The sequence below is a fragment of the Caulobacter sp. RHG1 genome (assembly GCF_013181195.1).
GTDB lineage: Bacteria > Pseudomonadota > Alphaproteobacteria > Caulobacterales > Caulobacteraceae > Caulobacter.
In genome coordinates this window covers 626,568-643,962 of the sequence record NZ_SMZP01000004.1, presented here as the reverse complement: position 1 = coordinate 643,962, position 17,395 = coordinate 626,568, and the positions used below count along the sequence as shown (strand labels likewise).

Here is a 17,395-nt window from a genome sequence, read left to right as displayed (position 1 = left end):
GAACTCGCCGCTCCCGCCGCCGCCGCCGCCGGCCGAGGCCCCGCTGGCCGTGACCGTCACGCCAGACAAGGTCAGGGCGCCGGCGTTAAAAATGGCGCCGCCGAAAGCGTTATTGCCGGCTTGTCCGCCGCTGCTCCCCGCGTCGCCGCCATTGGCCGACACCAGGCCCTCGCGCAGCGTCAGGTTCTCGATCGAGACCGTACCGGCCTGCACCTGCAGGACGCGGCCAAAGTAGTTGGCGTCGAGGGTGTAGCCGCCGCCGACGATCTGCAGCGCCTGGCCATCGGTGATGTTGATGTTGACCATCGTGCCGCCGGTGATGTCCGAGCTTCCGGTGGCCGAGATGTTGCCCAGCAGCGTGATGGTGTCGGCCGAGCCGTTGCCGGCGGCCGCGGCCAGCGCCGCCTTCAGTCCGGCCAGGGTCGAAGCGGTCAGGGTCGCCAGGCTGCCCTCGAACGCGGCCAGAGCGGCCGTGTCGATCGCCTGGGAGGCGGCGACTTCACCCGTGGTGATTTCCAGCGTCCAGTCACCGCCGCCGCCGGTGTCGTTGGACGACGCGGCGATGTCCGCCCCCGTGGCCTGGGCCAAGGCCTGGATGAAGGCCTGACCTTGCGGGGTGGCGGCGATGTCGCAGCCCCAAAGCTGGACGTCGCCGTTGGCCGACAGGGCCTGTCCAATGATCGCGAGGTCCTGAGCGTGCTCGGCCAGATTGCCCGCGTGCAGCGCTTCGGAGCCCAGCAGCAGCACGCCGTCGGCGCCGTGGCTGACCACGTGGATCGCGGCGATGTCGCTACGCCCCTCGAGCGCCTGCGCCATCTGACGGACGCCGTCCTGCGCCGGGTCGATCAGCACCACCTGAACGCCCGGACCGACCGCATCGACCACCGCCTGATAGTTGGTGATCCGCATGTCGACGAAGACGATCTCAACGCCGCCGGACGCCGCCGAAGCGGAGCTTGCGGAAGCGTCAGTGAACGAGGTTTGCAGGGTGGCGGCCATGGATGAGCGCTCTCGAAACAAGGCGAATTGGGAAAGGATGGGTTTGGTGCGGACCTAGGCGGCCGGCGGCACGGCCGCGATCAGGCGGGCCTTGCTGCCTTTGAGGTCACGCCAGAAGGACAGGGCGTCGAGCCGCTCGAAGACGTCCGGCGGCAGCACGGTCTGGCGACGGATCGGCGCGACCTTGGCGTGAACCTTGTGCAAGCCCGGCAGACCCAGCTGCTGGTCGAAGGCAGGCTCGTCGAAGACGATGTTGTCGAAGTCGTGCTGAAAGCGAGGCTCGCCTAGGAAGTCGTAGATCAGGTCCATCACTCGCTCAGGCGAGCTGGTCAGCAGTTCGAAATCGACCAGCAGGAGACTGTCGGCGTGTTCGCCGTACACGGCCTCCTTCAGGGCGGACCAGGCAAAGCCGACGAAGCGATCGTTCTGAGCCAGCGCGTCGACGCGCGTGAATACGGTCGAGCGTTCGGAGTCGGTGTTGAAGAGCTTGCTCTCGGTGAACGGATGTTCGCGGGTCAGACGCTCGATGCTGTCCATGACCCAGGCCACGCTACGCACGCAGCAGATCACCTTGGCCTCGGGGAACAGCCGCTTCAGCGCCGGCATCCGTCCGCACCAGGCGCGGTTGGTGTCGACGATCACGTCCTTGTCCTGGCGATCGGCATAGTACGAGTCGAACAGCCCCCGCAGGATCCGCTCTCGCTGCTCGTCGGTCATCAGAACCGAAGCTTCAGCCCAGGCGCCCATGGCGCTTCGGGTCGCGTGAAACAGCGACCCGAGAGGACTGGAAATCCCCGCCGAGACCTTCGGGTTCTGGCTCAACAGCGCGGCGAGCAATGTCGAGCCGGCACGCGGCAGACCGGAAATGAAATGGTGTCGCGACACAGGTCCGCCGTTGGCTAAAGTTCCCACCACGCAATGCGCGCAAGCGTTTCCGAGATTTAGCTCTCGTTAACAGTCCGCCTCGGCGAACCGATAACAATCGATATTACGTCTTCATCGATCATGGACGTTTCGCATGGGACTTCAAGGCTCCGGATAATTTGTCGCACCCGCAGCAATTCAGAAACTACGCTCAGTTTCCGCCACCTGACCGAACGAATAAACAAAAACTATTCCGCGATTCCGCATTGTAATGGCCCCCCTTCAAAGGAAAGCTTCGCCACGGAAGGACAACACGAAATTTCCTTCAGCTAAGCCTTGCGGCTAGTTGCCGCCTATTCCGCCTAGGAGGGATTTTTTGCCCGAACTCGCCCACCCAGTAGCGAAAAGTCCGAGATCGGCCCGCCTGCCCGTGACCTGTAGATAAAGACCGTCACCAACGGGGATGCAGCGCCTCGCCGAGTCGACGGACCTGAAGCGAGCTCGATCGCTCTAGAAGCCGGACGACTCTACCCCAGCCCCTGCCCACGGCTTGAGTGTCGACTGCGCCGGATCGTGACGGACCCGTCCATAAACGACCCACGACCGCCCCTTACAGGGAAAGGGTTTGCGGGCCCCGCTGGGACGCCGCTGGACAGCCATGGAAGGGGGGATGGCGGAGACGGAGTCCGAGCATTAGCCGGACAGGCCATAAGACTTTCAAATGGTTACACTTTTTCCGGCGCGCCCAACCCCCGCTTTGACCTCCGCTTGGTCGCTGGATCTTGGCGGACGCGCCCGCATCGACCTGGACGATTTGCGAAAAAATTCGCCGCCCGCGCCCCGCGCCGGCTAGGCCTTCTCCGTCGTCAAAAGCGCCGCCGGCGTCACCTTCAGGGCCAGCGCCAGGCGCTCGATATTGTCGAGCGAGAGGTTGCGCTCGGCCCGCTCGATCGCCCCGACATAGGTGCGGTGAAGTTGCGCCTCCGCCGCCAGTTCCTCCTGACTCATGGCAAGGGCGCGCCGCAGCCGCCGAACGTTGTCGGCGACCGTGCGACGAAGGGCGGATGGGGCGGCTTTCATCGCCCCATATTGGAAAATGACGACTTTGGATCGACAGACGATGAGTAGCATTGACGATGATGACGATACGTAGCATGTGTTGGCCACCCCGCGCCAAGGCTCGATCCTCGGACCCGGAGATCCTCCATGAACGCCATCTCGCGCATGACCGGCATGCCCAAGGGTGTCGTCGTGGCGCCGACCCGCCAACCCGGCGCGCCCACCCAGGCCTATCTGCGCCGGGGTCGCCGCCACATCGCGCTCGGCGCGCCAGACGCCCAGACCTTCGCCGCGCGCCTCGACGCGGCCCTTCTGGGCCCTGAACCCAAGGCTGGCAGCCTTGGCCATCTGATCTGGCGCTATCAGCAGTCTCCGGAATTCAAGCGCCTGGCGGGGCGAACCCAGGACGACTATCGCGAGCAGTTGGCGCGGATTGGTCGGGCGTTCGGGCGCGAGCCGCTCGCGACCTTCGATGACAAGACCGCCGCGCGGCGGATCTTCGCCTGGCGCGACCGACGCGCCGATAGTCCGCGTCGCGCCGACTATGGCGTCCAGGTGCTCAAGGCGTTGCTCGGCTGGGCGGCCAGCCGCAGGCTCGTCGAGCGCAACCGGGCCGCGGGCATCCCACCGCTCTATCGGAGCGACCAGCGCTACAAGGTCTGGAAGCCGGACGACGTCGATCGCTTCATCGCCGCGGCGCCGCCGGGCCTTGGCCTGGCGATGGTCCTGGCCTTGGAGACCGGCCAACGGCAGAGCGATCTTCTGGCCTTGCGCTGGAGCGACATCGACAACGACGTGATCGGTCTGCGCCAGGCCAAGACACGTCAGGACGTCGCCGTGCCCATCTCACCGCGGCTGGCGCGAGCGCTAAACGTCGCGCCGCGATGTAGTCCCTTCGTCCTGGCCCGCCAGGACGGCCAGCCCTGGGCGTCCGACGGCGGCTTTCGCGACGCCTGGCGCTTCTACTGCCGTAAGGCCGGGATCACCGATCTTACCTTCCACGACCTGCGCGGCACGTTCGTGACCCAGCGGTTGGCCGAGGGCTGGACGCTGCAGGAGGTGGCCTTCCGCACCGGGCACAGTTTTCGCAATCTCGGTTGTCTGGAGCGCTACGCCGATCGCGGCGCGATCGCGCGGGCGCTGGCGCGCGCGCACGCCGACACCGCCCTCCCCGCACGAGCCTACCCTGCCTTGTCGGACAGCCCATGAGGCATCCCTATTGGATATGGCAATCTTTGCCAAAGTGCGTCATCCTTCATGCGGAGGTGCGCCATGGCCACGATGAACGTTTCCTTGCCCGACGCCATGAAGGAATGGGTCGAGGGACAAGCCGCGACAGGACGCTACAGCAATGCGAGCGATTACGTGCGCGACCTGATCCGACGCGACCAGGAGCGCGCCGACAAGATCGCGGCGCTTCAGCGCCTGATCGACGAAGCCGAGGAGAGCGGCGGCAGCGCCAACAGCATGAGCGATGTGCTCACCCTGGCGCGGCGCAAAGCCGGCGTGGGGCATGACCTATAGGCTCAGCCGCAAGGCCGAGGACGACGTCATCCAGATCTACGTCGATGGCGTGGCGCGGTTTGGCGTCGATCAAGCCGAGCGCTACCATGACGGGCTGGCGCGGGCCCTCGATCTGTTGTCGGCGTTTCCCCTCGCCGCCCCTCAACGCACGGAACTCCGGGGCGCGCCCCGCATCCATCCCTATAAGAGCCACATCATTATCTATCGTCTCGATGGCGCGGGCATCTTCGTGCTGCGCGTGCGCCACGCCCTAGAGGATTGGGTCCGCCATCCCGACTAGGCTGGTGGAGCGCTACGCCGATCGCGGCGCGATCGCGCGAGCGCTGGCCAAGCGACGCCTCGCGGGCGTCGAGATCTCCATTCCGCGACAACGGTCCCTCGCGGCCTTGCCAGAAGGGCCCTGAGCTTTTCGAACCGACAGCCCGGCCAAGCTGACCCAGAGGTGGCGGATCTGCGTCAAAGAGGATATACACACTGTATATCCCAGGAGAGTTCATGACCAAAACCACGCTCTTCCAATCCAATCGGACCCAGGCCGTGCGCCTTCCCAAGGATGTGGCGTTTCCGGAAAGCGTGCGCTCGGTGACGGTGCTGCGCGAAGGCAATCGCCGCGTCATCGTTCCATCGGACGCGGTGTGGGACGACTTCTTCGCCGCCCCAGGCGTTGATCTTGGCGAGCGTGACCAGCCCACGGCGCAGACGCGCGAATCCTTCTGATGCTTCGCTACCTGCTGGACACCAATCTTTGCATCCGCGTGCTACGGGATCGCCCAGCGGGTCTGCGTGAGCGCTTCAATCTGAACGCGGACGCGCTGTGCCTCTCGACCGTGGTGCTCACCGAGCTTCTCCACGGCGCGGCCAAGTCGGCGCGGCCGGAACACAATCGACAAGAGGTCGAGCGCTTCGCCGCCAAGCTTGAGACCTTGTCGTTTGACGCCGCCGCCGCGGACCACGCCGCCGACATACGCGCCGCGCTCGAACGCTCGGGTCAGCCCATCGGCGGCTACGACATCTTGATCGCCGGCCAAGCGCGATCTCGGGGATTGATCGTCGTCACCGGCAACCTTTCGGAATTTCGGCGGGTGGAGGGCCTGCGCTGCGAAGACTGGCTCTCGGCCGACGCGCACTGACGCCGGCCGCCCGTGTCGCGCCAAAATCCGCGGTCCAACTGGCCGGCGCGAGAGTGCATGGACCCATCGCGGTTAGCGGCGCTTTTCCATGACTGTTGAGGATCGACCAACGGTTGAGAGGATAGCACCTACTCATGCGCCGCTTGCCTCTCGCCGTCTGTCTGACCTCTCTGGCCATTCTCACCGCGCCGCCGCCCGCGCGCGCGGCGGACGCTTTGCTCGATGGCCATGCTCAATCGGGCGCGTTGTCCCAGTCGCAAGAGCCCAAGCCGGCGAAGGCCGAGACGTCGGCCGAGGCGTCGCGCAAGACCAAACGCACCAAGTCTAAACATGCCCGGCGCGCCAAAGCCAAACGCCACGCCAAGACCAAGGCGGCCGTCCACCCGTCGCCTCCGAAGCCGGCCGTGCGCGCGCCCGTGATTTCCGGTCGCGCGCTTGGCCTGGGTCTTCTTGCCGGCTTGATCTTGGCTTGGTTCACGCGCCGCCTGGCCCTATTCCGTCGCAAGCGCCAAGCGCCCCGGAACGTCGCGCCGATCATCGCGCCGGTCAGTCCCCTCCCCGCCCAGATCCGCGCCGAGGTCGAGGCTCTGCCGCACATGGCGCCGCGAGCCCCCTATCTCGCCCCGCCTGAAGCCGCACCCCTCAGCCACCAGGCGCTGATGCTCGAGGTCCTCCGGGAGGCGCTCGACTACGATCCGGAGATGATCCGTCCAAAACCTCTGCTGAACTGGTCGGAAAAGCGATTGTTCGAGACCGTGCTGGAAGCCTGGACCTATGAACGCCGTTTACGCCTCCTGGCCCAGGTCAGCCTTGGCGAGTGCCTGGAGACGCATCCGGATCTTCCCAAGGCCGACGCCTCGGAAATCCGCCGAACCTTCAATGGCAAGCGCGTTGACTTCCTCGTCTGCGACTGGGCCTGGCAGCCGGTGTTCGCCGTCGAATATTTTGGCGGCGGCCACGATCTCGATCTGGATTGGCAAATCCGCGACACGATCAAGGCGGAGGCCCTCGCCAGCGCCGGTGTTGGCCTCGTCATCGTCGAAAAAGGGGACTCCACGTCCAAGACGCGGGACGCGCTCGACGCCGCTCTCGCCAGCATCGACGCGGTTCGTCATGTCGCGCCCGTCTATCAAAAGTGGGTTCGACAAGCGCGGTGACGCTCCGCCTTCAGCCACCCTGGCCCTCCAGGGTGTCGAGATAACGCTCCAGTTCAACGCGCCGAACCAAGGTGCGAGCCCCTTCTTTAAGAACCCGGATGCGCCCTTGCGCGACCAGCTCGTAAAAACGGCTCCGGCTGATGGCGAGCACCTCAGCCGCTTCACGCACGCGATAGGCCATCCGCTCTGGATGGGGACGGTCGGCGGTCGTCATCACAGCGCCTCCGGGCGGAAGCCCACGGGATCGGCGATCCAGCGGTTGATCGCCGACTCGCGCCAGCCGGCGCCATGGATGCTGATACGGACCTGCCGGGGAAAGGAGCCTTCGCGGATCTTCCGGTAGAGGGTCGATCGGCTAAGGCCCGTGCGCGCCAGCACGGTCTTGAGGCGAACAATGCGGTCGAGATCGGCCATCGTTTCAAGCTCCACAGACTGGGATCCGGAGGCATTCGATGGGCCAGAATTGGATTGCTCGCCGCTGGCGGCAAGGCCTGGCGGGGCCAAGTCGTACTCTGGGAAACAAAGACAGGCTCTAGGCGCCTCTAGCGAAGGTGAGAACGTACCTTCATGACGCTGGCTGCGCCCTGACGCCGCCAATTTTATCCTGAACCCGGGACTAGCTAGGCTGTTTTTTCAGGCGAACACCCGGACCGCCAGCCTCGTCGGCCGACAAGAACGTCACCCCGGCTCTCTCCAGCGACTGTCGTACTGCATCGACATTCGCGGCGGAACTCCGGCCAGGACCGGCAGAACCCTCCATGCGCACAATGGTCGGCAAGGAGACGCCTGACGCCGCCACCAGTTGTGGTTGGCTCCAGCCCAAGAGAGCGCGAGCGGCCTTGATCTGCTCCGCCGTAATCATTGGGCGATAATTTTATTATCGTATATGATCATTTTATAATTGACCTCGCGCTCTCGATGGGTGATAATAAAATCGTCACCTATGACTAGAGAGCAGAGGCCATGGAGTCACGTCGAAAGGCGGGGCGCGCGCCTGCGCGTGTGGATGAGCCGTCCAGGCGAGCAATGATGGTCGGCGGCACCGCCTGTGGGGTTTCGGGCATGCCTCTGCTCCAAGTCCACGCGGCCCCATCCGTCGCCATCTGCCATCGCTGGCTCGCCGTCGATGCCGAACAGCGCCGCCTCCAACTCGAATGGGGCAGGCTCGAAGGCCGGTTGATGACCAAGCACGATTGGTACAAGCTCACCCCGCAACAACAGGCCGAAATCCCCGAGGGCGCCAAGCTCGCCGAGATCGATGCACGGCTCAGTGTGCTGGAGGCCGAGGGGCACGCCCTCCTGAAGGCCATGCGGCCGACGCCGGCCAAGAGCGTCGAGGCCGTTATCGCCAACCTCTCGGTGGCGGCGCGACTGATCTTTGTTGAAGACCATCCCGAGGCTCATGGCCTCGTCACCCGCGCGGTCCGCGACCTTGCCGCACTTTCGGGTGGAAAGTGACCCGCCGCGTCGCCCGGCGACGCGCTGGCGCCGACCGCCGGCTGGCGGCGACGTTCCGCCGTAACGCCGCTGGCTTCCTCCAGGGCGCCGAGGCGGCGCTGCCGCGACACCCGGAGATGACGCGCTACTTCCTGGCCATCGCCATCGAACTGGCGCTGAAGGCTTACCTGCTCGACCGAGGGATCAGCGACGACTGGAACCGCGTCTATCTCCGGCACGATCTCGTCAAGGCGCTGAGGTTCGCGCGACGCGCCGGTTTTGACGGCGCCTCTGCCGGGGTCGCCGAGCTGGCCGCTCTGGTTGGTCCCTATTACCAAGTCCATGGCATCTCGCGGATGACGCCTGACGAGATTGCATCCGTTTCCTGGCATCAGGCCTGCACGACCGTTCGCCAGTTAATCGCCGCCGTCGCTGAGACCGTAGGGCTCGCCCCTTCGGGTCAGGAGAACGTCACGTGACGATGCGGCTCCGCATACCTTGGCCACTCGTCACGAGTCAGTGGTGGCGCTGGGGACACCCCTACCTATGGCGCGGCCGGATCTTCGACCCTCACAACACCCAACAGGTCATGTCCTACGCGGTGCTGCGTCTGCGCCAGGAGAAGCGGGATGTCTTCCTGCTCAATCACATTCAGGCGCTCGACTACGCACGGATCGCTCGCCACCTGGGCATCTCCGCCGATGAAGTCCAGGCGCACCTAGCTGATGCGCTCTGCGAGATTTCCCGGACGATTGATTTGATCGAGCGCACTCGCCCTCACCCCAACAATCCAGCCAATGCGGAGTATCCCGATGTCTGACGACAAGGGGCCATTCGCCGTCTCCCGCCGCGTCGTGATCGGCGCCGCGGGCGCCGCGCCCACCGTTGCCAATAGCGGAGCCGGAGCGGCGATACAGGACCAAGCCATCGCCCGTTGCGATGAATGGCTGGCGCTCGACGCCGAGATCGACCGCCTGGGTAATCGCTGGGCGGATCTGGAGACCATTCTCGTCCGGCAAAAGCAGTGGGAGCGCATGACGCCCGAGGAGCGCGGAGAGCTTTTGCCCTCCGAGGAGATGGACGCCATCGACAAGCAGATGGAGCCGCTGTTCGAGCAGCGGGAGGCTTGGTTGGAGACCCTTCCCACTGTACGCGCCAGCGACATACACGGCGTCGTCGCCAAGCTGGAGGTGGCGTTGCGGGTCATGGTCCATCAGCAGGGTGACGGCTACGACCTCTTCAAGGCGACGATGGACGAGCTGCGCACCGCGCGCTGTCCGAACTGCGGGGCGCCCGTGTGCAAGCGCTAGCCGCGCCCCTCCCGGCAGCAGCCTCGCCACCCCATCCCGCGGGAGCCAGGACCGGAACGGTCGGTGCTCGCCCTGGAGCGCTTGGAGAGCCTCTGCCGGGCGGGATGGTGCGGGTCAAGGGCGGCTTCGCCGTCGCTCCGCGAGACGCCCGCAGGGCGTCCCCTTGACGCGCGCCAGCCCGTCCGGCCCTTGTTCCACCAAGCGATCCAGGGCGTCTTGTCTCCGAGAGATACGGCAGCTCCAGCTTGGGTCTAGCCGGCCATCGCAAGTTCCACAGAACAGACTCAGAATTCCGCCAACTCTAGCGCTTCTTCATGCTGCTCTTGGCCTTGCGGCCGCCCCGCCCCAGGCCACTGGCCTTTGCCATCGCGCTGCGCGCTGCGCTGTATGCTGGCGCGGACATGGGATAGTCGGCCGGCAGGCCGTAACGCGTCCGATACTCCTCGACGCTCAGTCCGTGCGTGCCGATGTGACGCTTTAAAGTCCTATAAGGACGTCCATCAATGAAACTGATGAGCGCCTCGGGCGTGATGCTCTTGCGGATTTGCGCCGCCGTGGGTCGCTCGAGCGCCAGCGCGGCGTCTGGCGCCGCATCAGACGAGCCGGCGACGCTCAAGGCGCCATAAACGCTGGCGATCAAGCCAGGAAGTTCATCGACGGCGACATCATTGGCGCTCACATAGGCCGCCACGACACCCGCCGTGAGCTTGGCCAGCTCGTCTAGTTTGTCCGCCATCAAGGCCTCGCATGAACGCTACGAGAGAAAAGTCGCATCGTTCCGTCGGTGATCGCAACCCGTGGCGGGGCCCAGCACCGAAAAAAGGGTCAGAAGGTTGTGTCTCCAAGCGGCGGCCCATGTACGCCGTGATCCTCGCTTTCAAACGCCCGCTTTCCGCCGCGCCGCCAAAGCGCCAGGGTGTGCTCGGCATCGTCGGCTTTGAGCATGGTCGCCAGGAACGTGAAGGCGCCGTAGAGCGCGGCTCGGTCATCGCTGGTCAGCTCGACGAGGCCAGCCTTTTGCACCAAGCCGCCCAGCTCGATCAGGTGGCGGGTGCGTTCGCGCCGCTTCACCACCCACGCTCGCGAGTCGGTCCTGGCCCGCTGCGCCTCCAGGCGGTGGCGCGCCGCCTTGGCCCGGCGCTCGGCGTCATTGCTCGCCGCCAGCGCTTGGCGGAACGCCGTCCTTCCCGCCGCGAAAGAACCCCGTGCCGCGCTTTCTCCAGCCTTCCTTGCGAGCGGCGTTTCCGGCGTCGGCCAGATCCAGAAGCCCGCCGGCCAGGGTGTCGATGTCGAGCGCGTCGGCGCCGGTGGCGATCACCAGCTCGCCAAGCTGTCTGACCTTGCGGTCCTTCAGGGTCTTGGCCTTGTCTTCGAGGCTCTTCAGCTCGGCGTCGAAGTCTCGTGGTTTGCGCATCGCAAGTCTCCGGGTTTGGATGATGCGCTCATCGTAAAACAGAGCCTCCGGGAATGCTGTAAGGTCGCCGGAACACACTGGGACGGGCCGGTCCCTCCCGAGAATCTTTCTTGGGAGGGCGCGCTTATACGTCGTGCCGACGTGCGCTCAGAGTAGTAGGCGGTCTGTCGCCATGGCGATCTACCACTTCAGCGTCAAAGTCATCAGCCGCGCCACCGGGGCCAGCGCCGTGGCCTCGGCCGCCTATCGCTCCGCCAGCCGGCTGCACGATGAGCGGCTGGATCGCGACCACGACTTCACCAACAAGAGCGGTGTCGTCCACTCGGAGGTCATGCTGCCGGACGGCGCGCCCGAGCAGCTCTCCGACCGGGCCACCCTTTGGAACACCGTCGAGTCCGGCGAAAAGCGCAAGGACGCCCAGCTCTCACGCGAAGTCGAGTTCGCCATCCCCCGCGAGATGGACCAGGTGCAGGGTGTCGCGTTGGCCCGCGACTTCGTCCAGCGCGAGATGGTCGATCGCGGCATGGTCGCCGACCTCAATGTGCATTGGGACATTGGCTCGGACGGCCTCGCCAAGCCCCACGCCCACGTCATGCTGACTATGCGTAAAGTGGTTGGGCGCGAAGTCGGCGAAGACGTCTTCGGCGCCAAGATCCGCGATTGGAACAGCACCGAGCTGGTCGAGCACTGGCGCGAGGCCTGGGCCGACCACGTTAATGAGCGGCTGGCGCGGCTCGATATCGACGCGCGGATCGATCACCGCAGCCTCGCAGACCAGGGCATCGACCTGGAGCCGCAGCACAAGATCGGCCCAGCGGCCGGACGCATGGCCGGCGAAGGCGTCGAGACCGAGCGGCTGGAAGATCATCACCGCATCGCCCGGGAGAACGGCGACAAGATCATCGCCGATCCGCGCATCGCCTTGGACGCCATCACCCACGGCCAAGCGACCTTCACCCGTTACGACCTGGCGAAGTTCATCCACCGCCATTCGGACGGCAAGGACCAGTTCGACCGCGCCATGAGCGCGGTGCAAACCTCCCCCGAGATGGTGGCGTTGGGCCAGGACGGGCGAGGCCAGGACCGCTTCACCAGCCGCGAGATGATCGCCGTTGAGGACCGACTGCATCGCGCCAGCGAGGTCATGGCGGAGCGCCAGGCGCACGGCGTCAGTGGACTGGAGCAGCGGCGCGCCCTGGCGCGCGCCGAGCAGCGTGGCCTCGTCCTTTCCGGAGAGCAGAAGGCTGCGTTCGAGCACGTCACCCAGGGCCGGGATCTTGGCGTCATCGTCGGCTATGCCGGTACGGGCAAGTCGGCGCTCTTGGGCGTCGCCCGCGAGGCCTGGGAGGACGCCGGCTATCGCGTCCAGGGCTTGGCGCTGTCGGGCATCGCCGCCGAGAACCTGGAGGGCGGATCAGGCATCGCCTCGCGCACCATCGCCAGTCTTGAGCATCAGTGGGCGAAGGACCGCGAGCTGCTCGGCGCCCGCGATGTGCTGGTTATCGACGAGGCCGGCATGATCGGCTCGCGGCAGATGGAGCGCCTGTTGTCGGCCGCCGAGAAGGCTGGGGCCAAGGTGGTGCTGGTCGGTGATCCCGAGCAGCTCCAGGCCATCGAGGCTGGCGCGGCGTTTCGGTCGATCGCCGAGCGTCATTCGCATGTCGAGATCAGGGAGGTTCGCCGACAGCACGAAGAATGGCAGCGCGACGCCACCCGGCATCTGGCGACCGGTCGGACGGGCGAAGCGCTGGCCGCCTACGATGCACACGGCATGGTCCATGCCGCCGAGACCCGCGACCAGGCGCGCGAGGATCTGGTCGAGCGCTGGGACCGCGAGCGCGTGGCCGAGCCGGGTAAGAGCCGCATCATCCTGACCCACACCAATGATGAGGTGCGCGAACTGAATTTGACCGCCCGCGATCGTCTGCGCCAAGCCGGCGCCTTGGGCGAGGACGTGACGGTGAAGGCCGAGCGCGGCGAACGGGCGTTCGCGACCGGCGATCGGCTGATGTTCCTGAAGAACGATCGTGGTCTTAGGGTGAAGAACGGCATGCTGGGCGAGATCGAGCAGGTTTCGCCGACGCGAATGACGGTGCGTCTCGATGTCGGCCGTTCCGTCGTTTTCGACCTGAAGGACTACGCCCAGGTCGATCACGGCTATGCGGCCACAATCCACAAGAGTCAGGGCGTCACGGTCGATCGGACCCATGTGCTGGCGACGCCGGAGATGGATCGCCATGGCGCCTATGTCGCCCTCTCGCGTCACCGCGACAGCGTGCGGATCCACTACGGCCGCGACGAGTTCGAGGATCTGGGCAAGCTGACGCGCGTCCTGTCGCGCGAGCGGGCCAAGGACATGGCCAGCGACTTCGCGCAGCGGCGCGACATCCATGTGCCAGCGGCGATGCGGGCGAAGGAGCCGCCGCGGCGCGAGCGTGGAATGTTCGACGGGTTCAAGCCGACCAGTCCGACACGTCAGCCGGCGGCGCCGGTGCGGGAGGTCGGCCAGTTCGACCAGCACCGCGCGATCGAGCGCCACGCTCGCGCCGCGGCCGACGTCATGCGGATGAACGACCGCGGCTTGCCGGTGCTGGCCCATCAGCGGCGGGCGCTGGTGGAAGCGCGCGAGGCGATGGCTGAGGTCGGTCCGCACACGGCCAAGGATCTGGAGCGGTCCTATGTCCGTGATCCTGGCCTCGTCAGCGAAACGGCTTCCGGGCGGACGCAGCGGGCGATCAGGGTCCTAAAGCTTGAGGCGGAGGTCCGAGCCGATCCGCGCCTTCGCGCCGATCGGTTCGTTGAGCGCTGGCAGGGCTTGGACCGGCGGCGCGCCGCTTTGCACCGCGAGGGCGACATGACCGGCGCCCGGCAGGTCAAGGAACGCATGGGCGCCATGGCCAAGAGCCTGGAGCGTGACCCGCAGGTGGAGTCGTTGCTGCGCGCCCGCAGACCAGAGCTCGGTCTCTCCGCCGAGATGGGGCGCAGCGTCGGGCAGGGACTTTCGGAATACCTCGGCATCGGCCGTGGACGCGGGCTTGGCATCTAGGAGATGACGATGAAGCAGGATGTTGCGCCGGCAGAGCCGGCCGATGCGGCCGTGGCGTTCGATGCGCTGCGGCGGGAGGTGGCGCTGCTGAATGTCGCCGTGGCGGGCCTCGCGGCCGAGCGGGCGCCGGCGCCGGACTACAGCGAGACACTGGGCGAGATCGCCAAGGGCGTGTCGGTGGCGGTAGGGCGGCTCGGCAAGGTGATGACCAGTCCCACCATTGCCCTGAGCCCGGCAGACCTGGCGCGGCAGATCGCGGCGTCGGGCGACGAGGCTAGGCGGCAGGACCGAGCGGCGGTTCATCAGGCGCAGGAGGCGCTGCAACGCTCCGCCCGCGATCTTGATGGATGGATTGATCGGGCGCGGCTCGCTAGCTTGCAGAATTGGCGGTTGGTTCAGGCGACAGCGGTCGGCGTCCTCGCGGGCGCGATCCTATGGGCGAGCCTGCCGACCGTGATCGTCAATGCCGCGCCGCCCGATTGGGCGTGGCCCGAGAAGAGGGCCGCGCACGTGCTTCGCCGCGACATGTGGTCGGCTGGCGAGCGCCTCCTGGCCGTCGCCGACGGCGAAGGTTGGCAAGCGCTTCAGCGGTGCATAACCCCGGTTGGGCCAACCCAGCCGGATCGATCCCCTCGGAAATCGATACGCTCGCGAGGGTCGCCAGAGCGCTAGGGCCGCCGCGCGCCCTAGCCGCCCGCCTCCAAAGGCGCGGTCAGCAAGTCGGCTGGCTTCACCCTCAGCGCCAAAGCCAACCGCTCGATATTGTCGAGCGACAGGTTGCGTTCGGCCCGCTCAATCGCGCCGACATAGGTCCGGTGCAGTCGCGCTTCGGCGGCCAGGTCTTCCTGACTCATTTCAAGGCCGCGCCTAAGGCGCCGGACATTGTCGGCAACGGTGCGACGGAGCGTGGATGGCGCGGCTTTCATGGCGCCACCATTGAAAAATGATGTTTATAGATCGACAGACGATAAGTAGCATCACTGCCCGCGCGGATCGCGGCCGCGCTTAGCGCCGGCGATCAAGCCTCCGACGCCATGCGGCCCGAAGCGACACGCGCGCCCCGGAATTCTATCGCGTATCGGAACCGACCCGCCTCGCCCTACGGCGAACTCCGTTGGGCGATTGGGAAGCTTCAGTAGCGCCGCGCCAGCCCGCGAATTCAGCGCCCAGCCCGCTTGGAGCGGAGACCCAATCAATCTGTAAGACGATTTTCGTCGGCGCCTTGGCGCCTCACGGCAAGGCGTCGGCCAACACGATCAAGTCCGGCAAGCTCACGGCGCCCGTCTTGGCGCGAATGGCGGTCCTGTGGTCCTCCACGGTCTTGGCGGACAAGTCCAACTCGAGCGCGACCATCTTGCTGCTCAAGCCCCTGGCGATCATCTGGAGCACCTGTCGCTCGCGCCCGCTGAGCGTCGCGACCCGGTCGCTCGCCTGTCTGCGCGCCCGGCTCCAGGCGAGCCCCTCGGTCACGGCGGCCAGCAACCGGGCCTCGTCCAGGGGTTTCTCCAGGTAGTCGATACCGCCAAACCGTCGGATGGCGTCCACCGCGTCGGTCGTCTTAGGCCAGGCCGTGATGAACACGACGCTCAAGGCGGGATCGGCCTGGCGCGCCCGCCGAGCGACCTGGAAGCCATCGACCTCGCCCAGCATCACATCGCTCAACAAGCAGGCTCCGCCCCGCGGGCGCGCCGGATGGGCGAAGAACGCATCCACGGTCACAAAGGAATGAGTGCGTAGGCCTTGCCGCCGCAACAGGCGCGCCAGGCTCTCGGCCAGGTCCGCGTCGTCGTCGACGACAAACACGACGTCTTGCTCAGGCGGCATCGACGTCCGCCCGCACCGATCGTGGCAAGATGATCGTGTGTATCCCTCCGCGCCTATCGCTCGAATCCTCATCGATCCGCCCGCCATGGGCCTCGACGATGGCGCGCGCGACGATGAGGCCGATCCCCATGCCTCCGCTCGGGGCGCTCGGACCCGCTGCATGGGTTTCGACCTCGATCCGCAGGCCATCGCGCGTTGATCGCGCGGCGACCACCACAAGCCCGGCTGGCGCGGCGGCGATGGCGTTGAGCAACAGGTTCACCAGGGCTTGGCGAAGTTCGACGCCGTTTCCGTCGATAGTGACGCGCTCATCGGCGGCTTGGCGTATTTCGACCCGTCGCGCCTTGGCCTCGGCGGCGACGATCTCGAGGGCGTCCTTGACGAGGATGCCGCTGTCGAGGCGCTCATGACCGCCCTGCGTTCGTCCCCCGAAGCCCCGCAGTCGCCGGACGAGGTCGGTGACCGACTCCAGCTTGCGCTCGATCAGCGAAGCGGTCTCTCGCAATTCCTCGGGGTCGATACGCGGCGCCTGGGTCAGCGCTCTCATGTGCCGCGCCTCGATCGCCAGCAGCGACAGAGGCTGACTGACCTCGTGGATCACCGCCAGCGACATGGCCCGCAACGTCTTCAGGCGATCGGCTTGATAGAGCAGCCGATCGCGGCGAGCGATGTCGGCCAACAGCGCGCGCTCGGCGTCCGAATAGCTTCCGGCCAGGAAGCCGCATACCGCAATGGCCGTGGCGAGCATGTGCAGCTCCAGCCGCGCATCGAGACCAAGCCCGCCCCGGGTGAAGACCAGGATCGCGCAGCAGACCATGAAGCTGGACAGCCAAGCGGCGAAGCAGCCGAGTCTCAGCCCGATCCAGATGGTCGCCAGCAGAACGGGCTCGAGGCGTACGCCAAGGCCTGCCCGCCAGACCACCCAGGCGACAAGCGCGGCGAATATCAACAGGCCTCCGGCCTCGATCAGGCGCGCGACCGTCAGGCGTTCAGGGCGGCGCGGCTTCTCACCGCTAGCGAGCGCGATCGCCCATAGCACCGGCGGCGCCAGCATCAGCACGCCCAGCAGATCGCCCACGCAAAACACCACGACCTGGGCCAAGGCGGCCACGATCGAAGCCAGCTGGGCCGAGCGCTGATCCAGCAGCGCCCACGGCAGGCTCGCCGTCGCCGCGAAGATCGGGGTGATCACCAGCGCCAGGCCCAGAGGCAAGGGCGCCACGTTCAGGCTCGTCACGCGATGGGCGATACGCTGGGAGATATGAACGCCGACCCCATAGGCCAGAACCGGCAGCGCGACCCCCGCCGCCGCGTTCAACGCCGGCAGCGGCGCGAGCGCGAACGCGCCCATCAGCCCCTGAACACCCAGCTCGGAAAGCGCCAAGCCCGGGGCCATTCGCGCCCCCAGGCGCCAGAGCAGGGCGAAGCGGACCCCGGCGATCGGGAACCAAAGGCTGTAGACCGCCCCCTCTCCCCAAAACCCCGCCAAGGCGTGCAGGGCGAAATAGGCGACGCCATAGCCTATGCAAATCGCTCCAACGGCCGACCAGCGACGCCCCAGCGGCATGAGTGACGAGTCAGCGGAAGACATGGCGGCCATCGCGATGCCCGTGTTCGAATCCCGACACAAT

The 17,395-nt window shown here is 66.4% G+C and carries 23 protein-coding genes; 12 read left to right on the top strand and 11 right to left on the bottom strand.

Annotation, left to right across the window (positions count from 1 at the left end; all coding sequences use genetic code 11):
* The 3 genes from E1H18_RS14410 to E1H18_RS14400 all read right to left on the bottom strand — a co-directional run.
* Window positions 1-999, bottom strand: a 999-nt coding sequence (locus tag E1H18_RS14410) for a DUF4347 domain-containing protein (protein ID WP_172269537.1), incomplete at its 3' end; no start/stop codon positions are given.
* A 54-nt stretch (window positions 1,000-1,053) separates the two neighbouring features.
* Window positions 1,054-1,884: a sulfotransferase gene (locus E1H18_RS14405; protein ID WP_172269535.1), complete on the bottom strand. Its 831-nt coding sequence runs from the start codon at window positions 1,882-1,884 to the stop codon at window positions 1,054-1,056.
* A gap of 828 nt (window positions 1,885-2,712) precedes the next feature.
* The gene (locus E1H18_RS14400; protein WP_172269533.1) at window positions 2,713-2,943 is read right to left on the bottom strand and encodes a helix-turn-helix domain-containing protein; all 231 of its coding nucleotides are present in this window, start codon (window positions 2,941-2,943) and stop codon (window positions 2,713-2,715) included.
* Window positions 2,944-3,069: 126 nt separating this feature from the next.
* Here E1H18_RS14400 and E1H18_RS14395 point away from each other — a divergent pair, with 126 nt between their 5' ends.
* From E1H18_RS14395 to E1H18_RS14370, 6 genes are all read left to right on the top strand, one after another.
* Window positions 3,070-4,131 (top strand): tyrosine-type recombinase/integrase, encoded by a 1,062-nt coding sequence (locus E1H18_RS14395; protein WP_172269531.1) that lies wholly within the window; start codon window positions 3,070-3,072, stop codon window positions 4,129-4,131.
* Window positions 4,132-4,179: 48 nt separating this feature from the next.
* A complete protein-coding gene (locus E1H18_RS14390) occupies window positions 4,180-4,446 on the top strand; it encodes a type II toxin-antitoxin system ParD family antitoxin (protein ID WP_370526509.1) in 267 nt (88 codons plus the stop codon).
* Window positions 4,436-4,726: a type II toxin-antitoxin system RelE/ParE family toxin gene (locus E1H18_RS14385; RefSeq protein ID WP_172269527.1), complete on the top strand. Its 291-nt coding sequence runs from the start codon at window positions 4,436-4,438 to the stop codon at window positions 4,724-4,726. Before E1H18_RS14390 ends, E1H18_RS14385 begins: the two co-directional genes overlap by 11 nt.
* A 215-nt stretch (window positions 4,727-4,941) precedes the next feature.
* Window positions 4,942-5,163 carry a type II toxin-antitoxin system VapB family antitoxin gene (gene vapB / locus E1H18_RS14380; protein WP_172269525.1) on the top strand — a complete coding sequence of 74 codons (222 nt, stop codon included), beginning with the start codon at window positions 4,942-4,944 and terminating at the stop codon, window positions 5,161-5,163.
* Window positions 5,163-5,576, top strand: coding sequence for a tRNA(fMet)-specific endonuclease VapC (vapC, locus tag E1H18_RS14375; RefSeq protein ID WP_172269523.1), 414 nt, complete (start codon window positions 5,163-5,165; stop codon window positions 5,574-5,576). The genes vapB and vapC overlap by 1 nt, the downstream gene beginning before the upstream one ends.
* 134 nt (window positions 5,577-5,710) lie before the next feature.
* Window positions 5,711-6,733, top strand: coding sequence for a DUF2726 domain-containing protein (locus E1H18_RS14370; protein ID WP_172269521.1), 1,023 nt, complete (start codon window positions 5,711-5,713; stop codon window positions 6,731-6,733).
* 10 nt (window positions 6,734-6,743) lie between these two features.
* Here E1H18_RS14370 and E1H18_RS14365 read toward each other — a convergent pair whose 3' ends face one another.
* A complete protein-coding gene (locus E1H18_RS14365) occupies window positions 6,744-6,947 on the bottom strand; it encodes a helix-turn-helix domain-containing protein (protein WP_172269519.1) in 204 nt (67 codons plus the stop codon).
* The gene (locus E1H18_RS14360) at window positions 6,947-7,147 is read right to left on the bottom strand and encodes an AlpA family transcriptional regulator (RefSeq protein ID WP_172269517.1); all 201 of its coding nucleotides are present in this window, start codon (window positions 7,145-7,147) and stop codon (window positions 6,947-6,949) included. The genes E1H18_RS14365 and E1H18_RS14360 overlap by 1 nt, the downstream gene beginning before the upstream one ends.
* Before the next feature lie 648 nt (window positions 7,148-7,795).
* Here E1H18_RS14360 and E1H18_RS14355 point away from each other — a divergent pair.
* Genes E1H18_RS14355 through E1H18_RS14340 form a run of 4 tightly spaced genes read left to right on the top strand, consistent with a single transcriptional unit; the run spans window position 7,796 to window position 9,480 of the window.
* Window positions 7,796-8,191, top strand: coding sequence for a hypothetical protein (locus E1H18_RS14355; RefSeq protein ID WP_241736006.1), 396 nt, complete (start codon window positions 7,796-7,798; stop codon window positions 8,189-8,191).
* Window positions 8,188-8,649: a hypothetical protein gene (locus E1H18_RS14350; protein ID WP_172269513.1), complete on the top strand. Its 462-nt coding sequence runs from the start codon at window positions 8,188-8,190 to the stop codon at window positions 8,647-8,649. Before E1H18_RS14355 ends, E1H18_RS14350 begins: the two co-directional genes overlap by 4 nt.
* Before the next feature lie 2 nt (window positions 8,650-8,651).
* A complete protein-coding gene (locus E1H18_RS14345; protein WP_172269595.1) occupies window positions 8,652-8,990 on the top strand; it encodes a sigma factor-like helix-turn-helix DNA-binding protein in 339 nt (112 codons plus the stop codon).
* Window positions 8,983-9,480, top strand: coding sequence for a hypothetical protein (locus tag E1H18_RS14340; RefSeq protein WP_172269511.1), 498 nt, complete (start codon window positions 8,983-8,985; stop codon window positions 9,478-9,480). The genes E1H18_RS14345 and E1H18_RS14340 overlap by 8 nt, the downstream gene beginning before the upstream one ends.
* Window positions 9,481-9,781: 301 nt before the next feature.
* On the opposite strand, the gene E1H18_RS14335 is transcribed toward E1H18_RS14340, so the two are convergent.
* From E1H18_RS14335 to E1H18_RS14325, 3 genes are all read right to left on the bottom strand, one after another.
* A complete protein-coding gene (locus tag E1H18_RS14335; RefSeq protein WP_172269509.1) occupies window positions 9,782-10,216 on the bottom strand; it encodes a MucR family transcriptional regulator in 435 nt (144 codons plus the stop codon).
* A gap of 89 nt (window positions 10,217-10,305) precedes the next feature.
* Entirely contained in the window at window positions 10,306-10,554 is a 249-nt protein-coding gene (locus E1H18_RS26780; RefSeq protein ID WP_370526507.1) for a conjugal transfer protein TraD, read from the bottom strand.
* Between the two features lie 73 nt (window positions 10,555-10,627).
* A complete protein-coding gene (locus tag E1H18_RS14325; protein ID WP_172269507.1) occupies window positions 10,628-10,894 on the bottom strand; it encodes a conjugal transfer protein TraD in 267 nt (88 codons plus the stop codon).
* 172 nt (window positions 10,895-11,066) lie between these two features.
* Here E1H18_RS14325 and traA point away from each other — a divergent pair, with 172 nt between their 5' ends.
* Together traA and E1H18_RS14315 are read left to right on the top strand one after the other, a co-directional pair.
* Window positions 11,067-13,940, top strand: coding sequence for a Ti-type conjugative transfer relaxase TraA (gene traA / locus E1H18_RS14320; protein WP_172269505.1), 2,874 nt, complete (start codon window positions 11,067-11,069; stop codon window positions 13,938-13,940).
* A gap of 9 nt (window positions 13,941-13,949) precedes the next feature.
* A complete protein-coding gene (locus E1H18_RS14315) occupies window positions 13,950-14,612 on the top strand; it encodes a DUF6118 family protein (RefSeq protein WP_194248000.1) in 663 nt (220 codons plus the stop codon).
* 14 nt (window positions 14,613-14,626) lie between these two features.
* On the opposite strand, the gene E1H18_RS14310 is transcribed toward E1H18_RS14315, so the two are convergent.
* The 3 genes from E1H18_RS14310 to E1H18_RS14300 form a co-directional block, all read right to left on the bottom strand.
* The gene (locus tag E1H18_RS14310) at window positions 14,627-14,866 is read right to left on the bottom strand and encodes a helix-turn-helix domain-containing protein (RefSeq protein ID WP_172269503.1); all 240 of its coding nucleotides are present in this window, start codon (window positions 14,864-14,866) and stop codon (window positions 14,627-14,629) included.
* A gap of 304 nt (window positions 14,867-15,170) precedes the next feature.
* Complete coding sequence (locus E1H18_RS14305) at window positions 15,171-15,764, bottom strand: response regulator transcription factor (protein ID WP_172269501.1); 594 nt, start codon at window positions 15,762-15,764, stop codon at window positions 15,171-15,173.
* Window positions 15,754-17,355, bottom strand: a complete 1,602-nt coding sequence (locus tag E1H18_RS14300; protein ID WP_172269499.1) for an ATP-binding protein — start codon at window positions 17,353-17,355, stop codon at window positions 15,754-15,756. The genes E1H18_RS14305 and E1H18_RS14300 overlap by 11 nt, the downstream gene beginning before the upstream one ends.
* Window positions 17,356-17,395: the final 40 nt, after the last annotated feature.

Excerpts from the sequence above, each read along its gene's own strand:
- E1H18_RS14400 (WP_172269533.1), bottom strand. The coding sequence starts at position 2,943 with ATGAAAGCCGCCCCATCCGCCCTTCGTCGCACGGTCGCCGACAACGTT.
- E1H18_RS14310 (WP_172269503.1), bottom strand. The coding sequence starts at position 14,866 with ATGAAAGCCGCGCCATCCACGCTCCGTCGCACCGTTGCCGACAATGTC.
- E1H18_RS14345 (WP_172269595.1), top strand. The coding sequence starts at position 8,652 with ATGCGGCTCCGCATACCTTGGCCACTCGTCACGAGTCAGTGGTGGCGC.
- E1H18_RS14385 (WP_172269527.1), top strand. The coding sequence starts at position 4,436 with ATGACCTATAGGCTCAGCCGCAAGGCCGAGGACGACGTCATCCAGATC.
- E1H18_RS14370 (WP_172269521.1), top strand. The coding sequence starts at position 5,711 with ATGCGCCGCTTGCCTCTCGCCGTCTGTCTGACCTCTCTGGCCATTCTC.
- E1H18_RS14355 (WP_241736006.1), top strand. The coding sequence starts at position 7,796 with ATGCCTCTGCTCCAAGTCCACGCGGCCCCATCCGTCGCCATCTGCCAT.
- E1H18_RS14305 (WP_172269501.1), bottom strand. The coding sequence starts at position 15,764 with ATGCCGCCTGAGCAAGACGTCGTGTTTGTCGTCGACGACGACGCGGAC.
- E1H18_RS14390 (WP_370526509.1), top strand. The coding sequence starts at position 4,180 with ATGCGGAGGTGCGCCATGGCCACGATGAACGTTTCCTTGCCCGACGCC.
- E1H18_RS14300 (WP_172269499.1), bottom strand. The coding sequence starts at position 17,355 with ATGTCTTCCGCTGACTCGTCACTCATGCCGCTGGGGCGTCGCTGGTCG.
- vapC (WP_172269523.1), top strand. The coding sequence starts at position 5,163 with ATGCTTCGCTACCTGCTGGACACCAATCTTTGCATCCGCGTGCTACGG.
- vapB (WP_172269525.1), top strand. The coding sequence starts at position 4,942 with ATGACCAAAACCACGCTCTTCCAATCCAATCGGACCCAGGCCGTGCGC.
- E1H18_RS14325 (WP_172269507.1), bottom strand. The coding sequence starts at position 10,894 with ATGCGCAAACCACGAGACTTCGACGCCGAGCTGAAGAGCCTCGAAGAC.
- traA (WP_172269505.1), top strand. The coding sequence starts at position 11,067 with ATGGCGATCTACCACTTCAGCGTCAAAGTCATCAGCCGCGCCACCGGG.
- E1H18_RS14335 (WP_172269509.1), bottom strand. The coding sequence starts at position 10,216 with ATGGCGGACAAACTAGACGAGCTGGCCAAGCTCACGGCGGGTGTCGTG.
- E1H18_RS14360 (WP_172269517.1), bottom strand. The coding sequence starts at position 7,147 with ATGGCCGATCTCGACCGCATTGTTCGCCTCAAGACCGTGCTGGCGCGC.
- E1H18_RS14340 (WP_172269511.1), top strand. The coding sequence starts at position 8,983 with ATGTCTGACGACAAGGGGCCATTCGCCGTCTCCCGCCGCGTCGTGATC.
- E1H18_RS14315 (WP_194248000.1), top strand. The coding sequence starts at position 13,950 with ATGAAGCAGGATGTTGCGCCGGCAGAGCCGGCCGATGCGGCCGTGGCG.
- E1H18_RS14395 (WP_172269531.1), top strand. The coding sequence starts at position 3,070 with ATGAACGCCATCTCGCGCATGACCGGCATGCCCAAGGGTGTCGTCGTG.
- E1H18_RS14365 (WP_172269519.1), bottom strand. The coding sequence starts at position 6,947 with ATGACGACCGCCGACCGTCCCCATCCAGAGCGGATGGCCTATCGCGTG.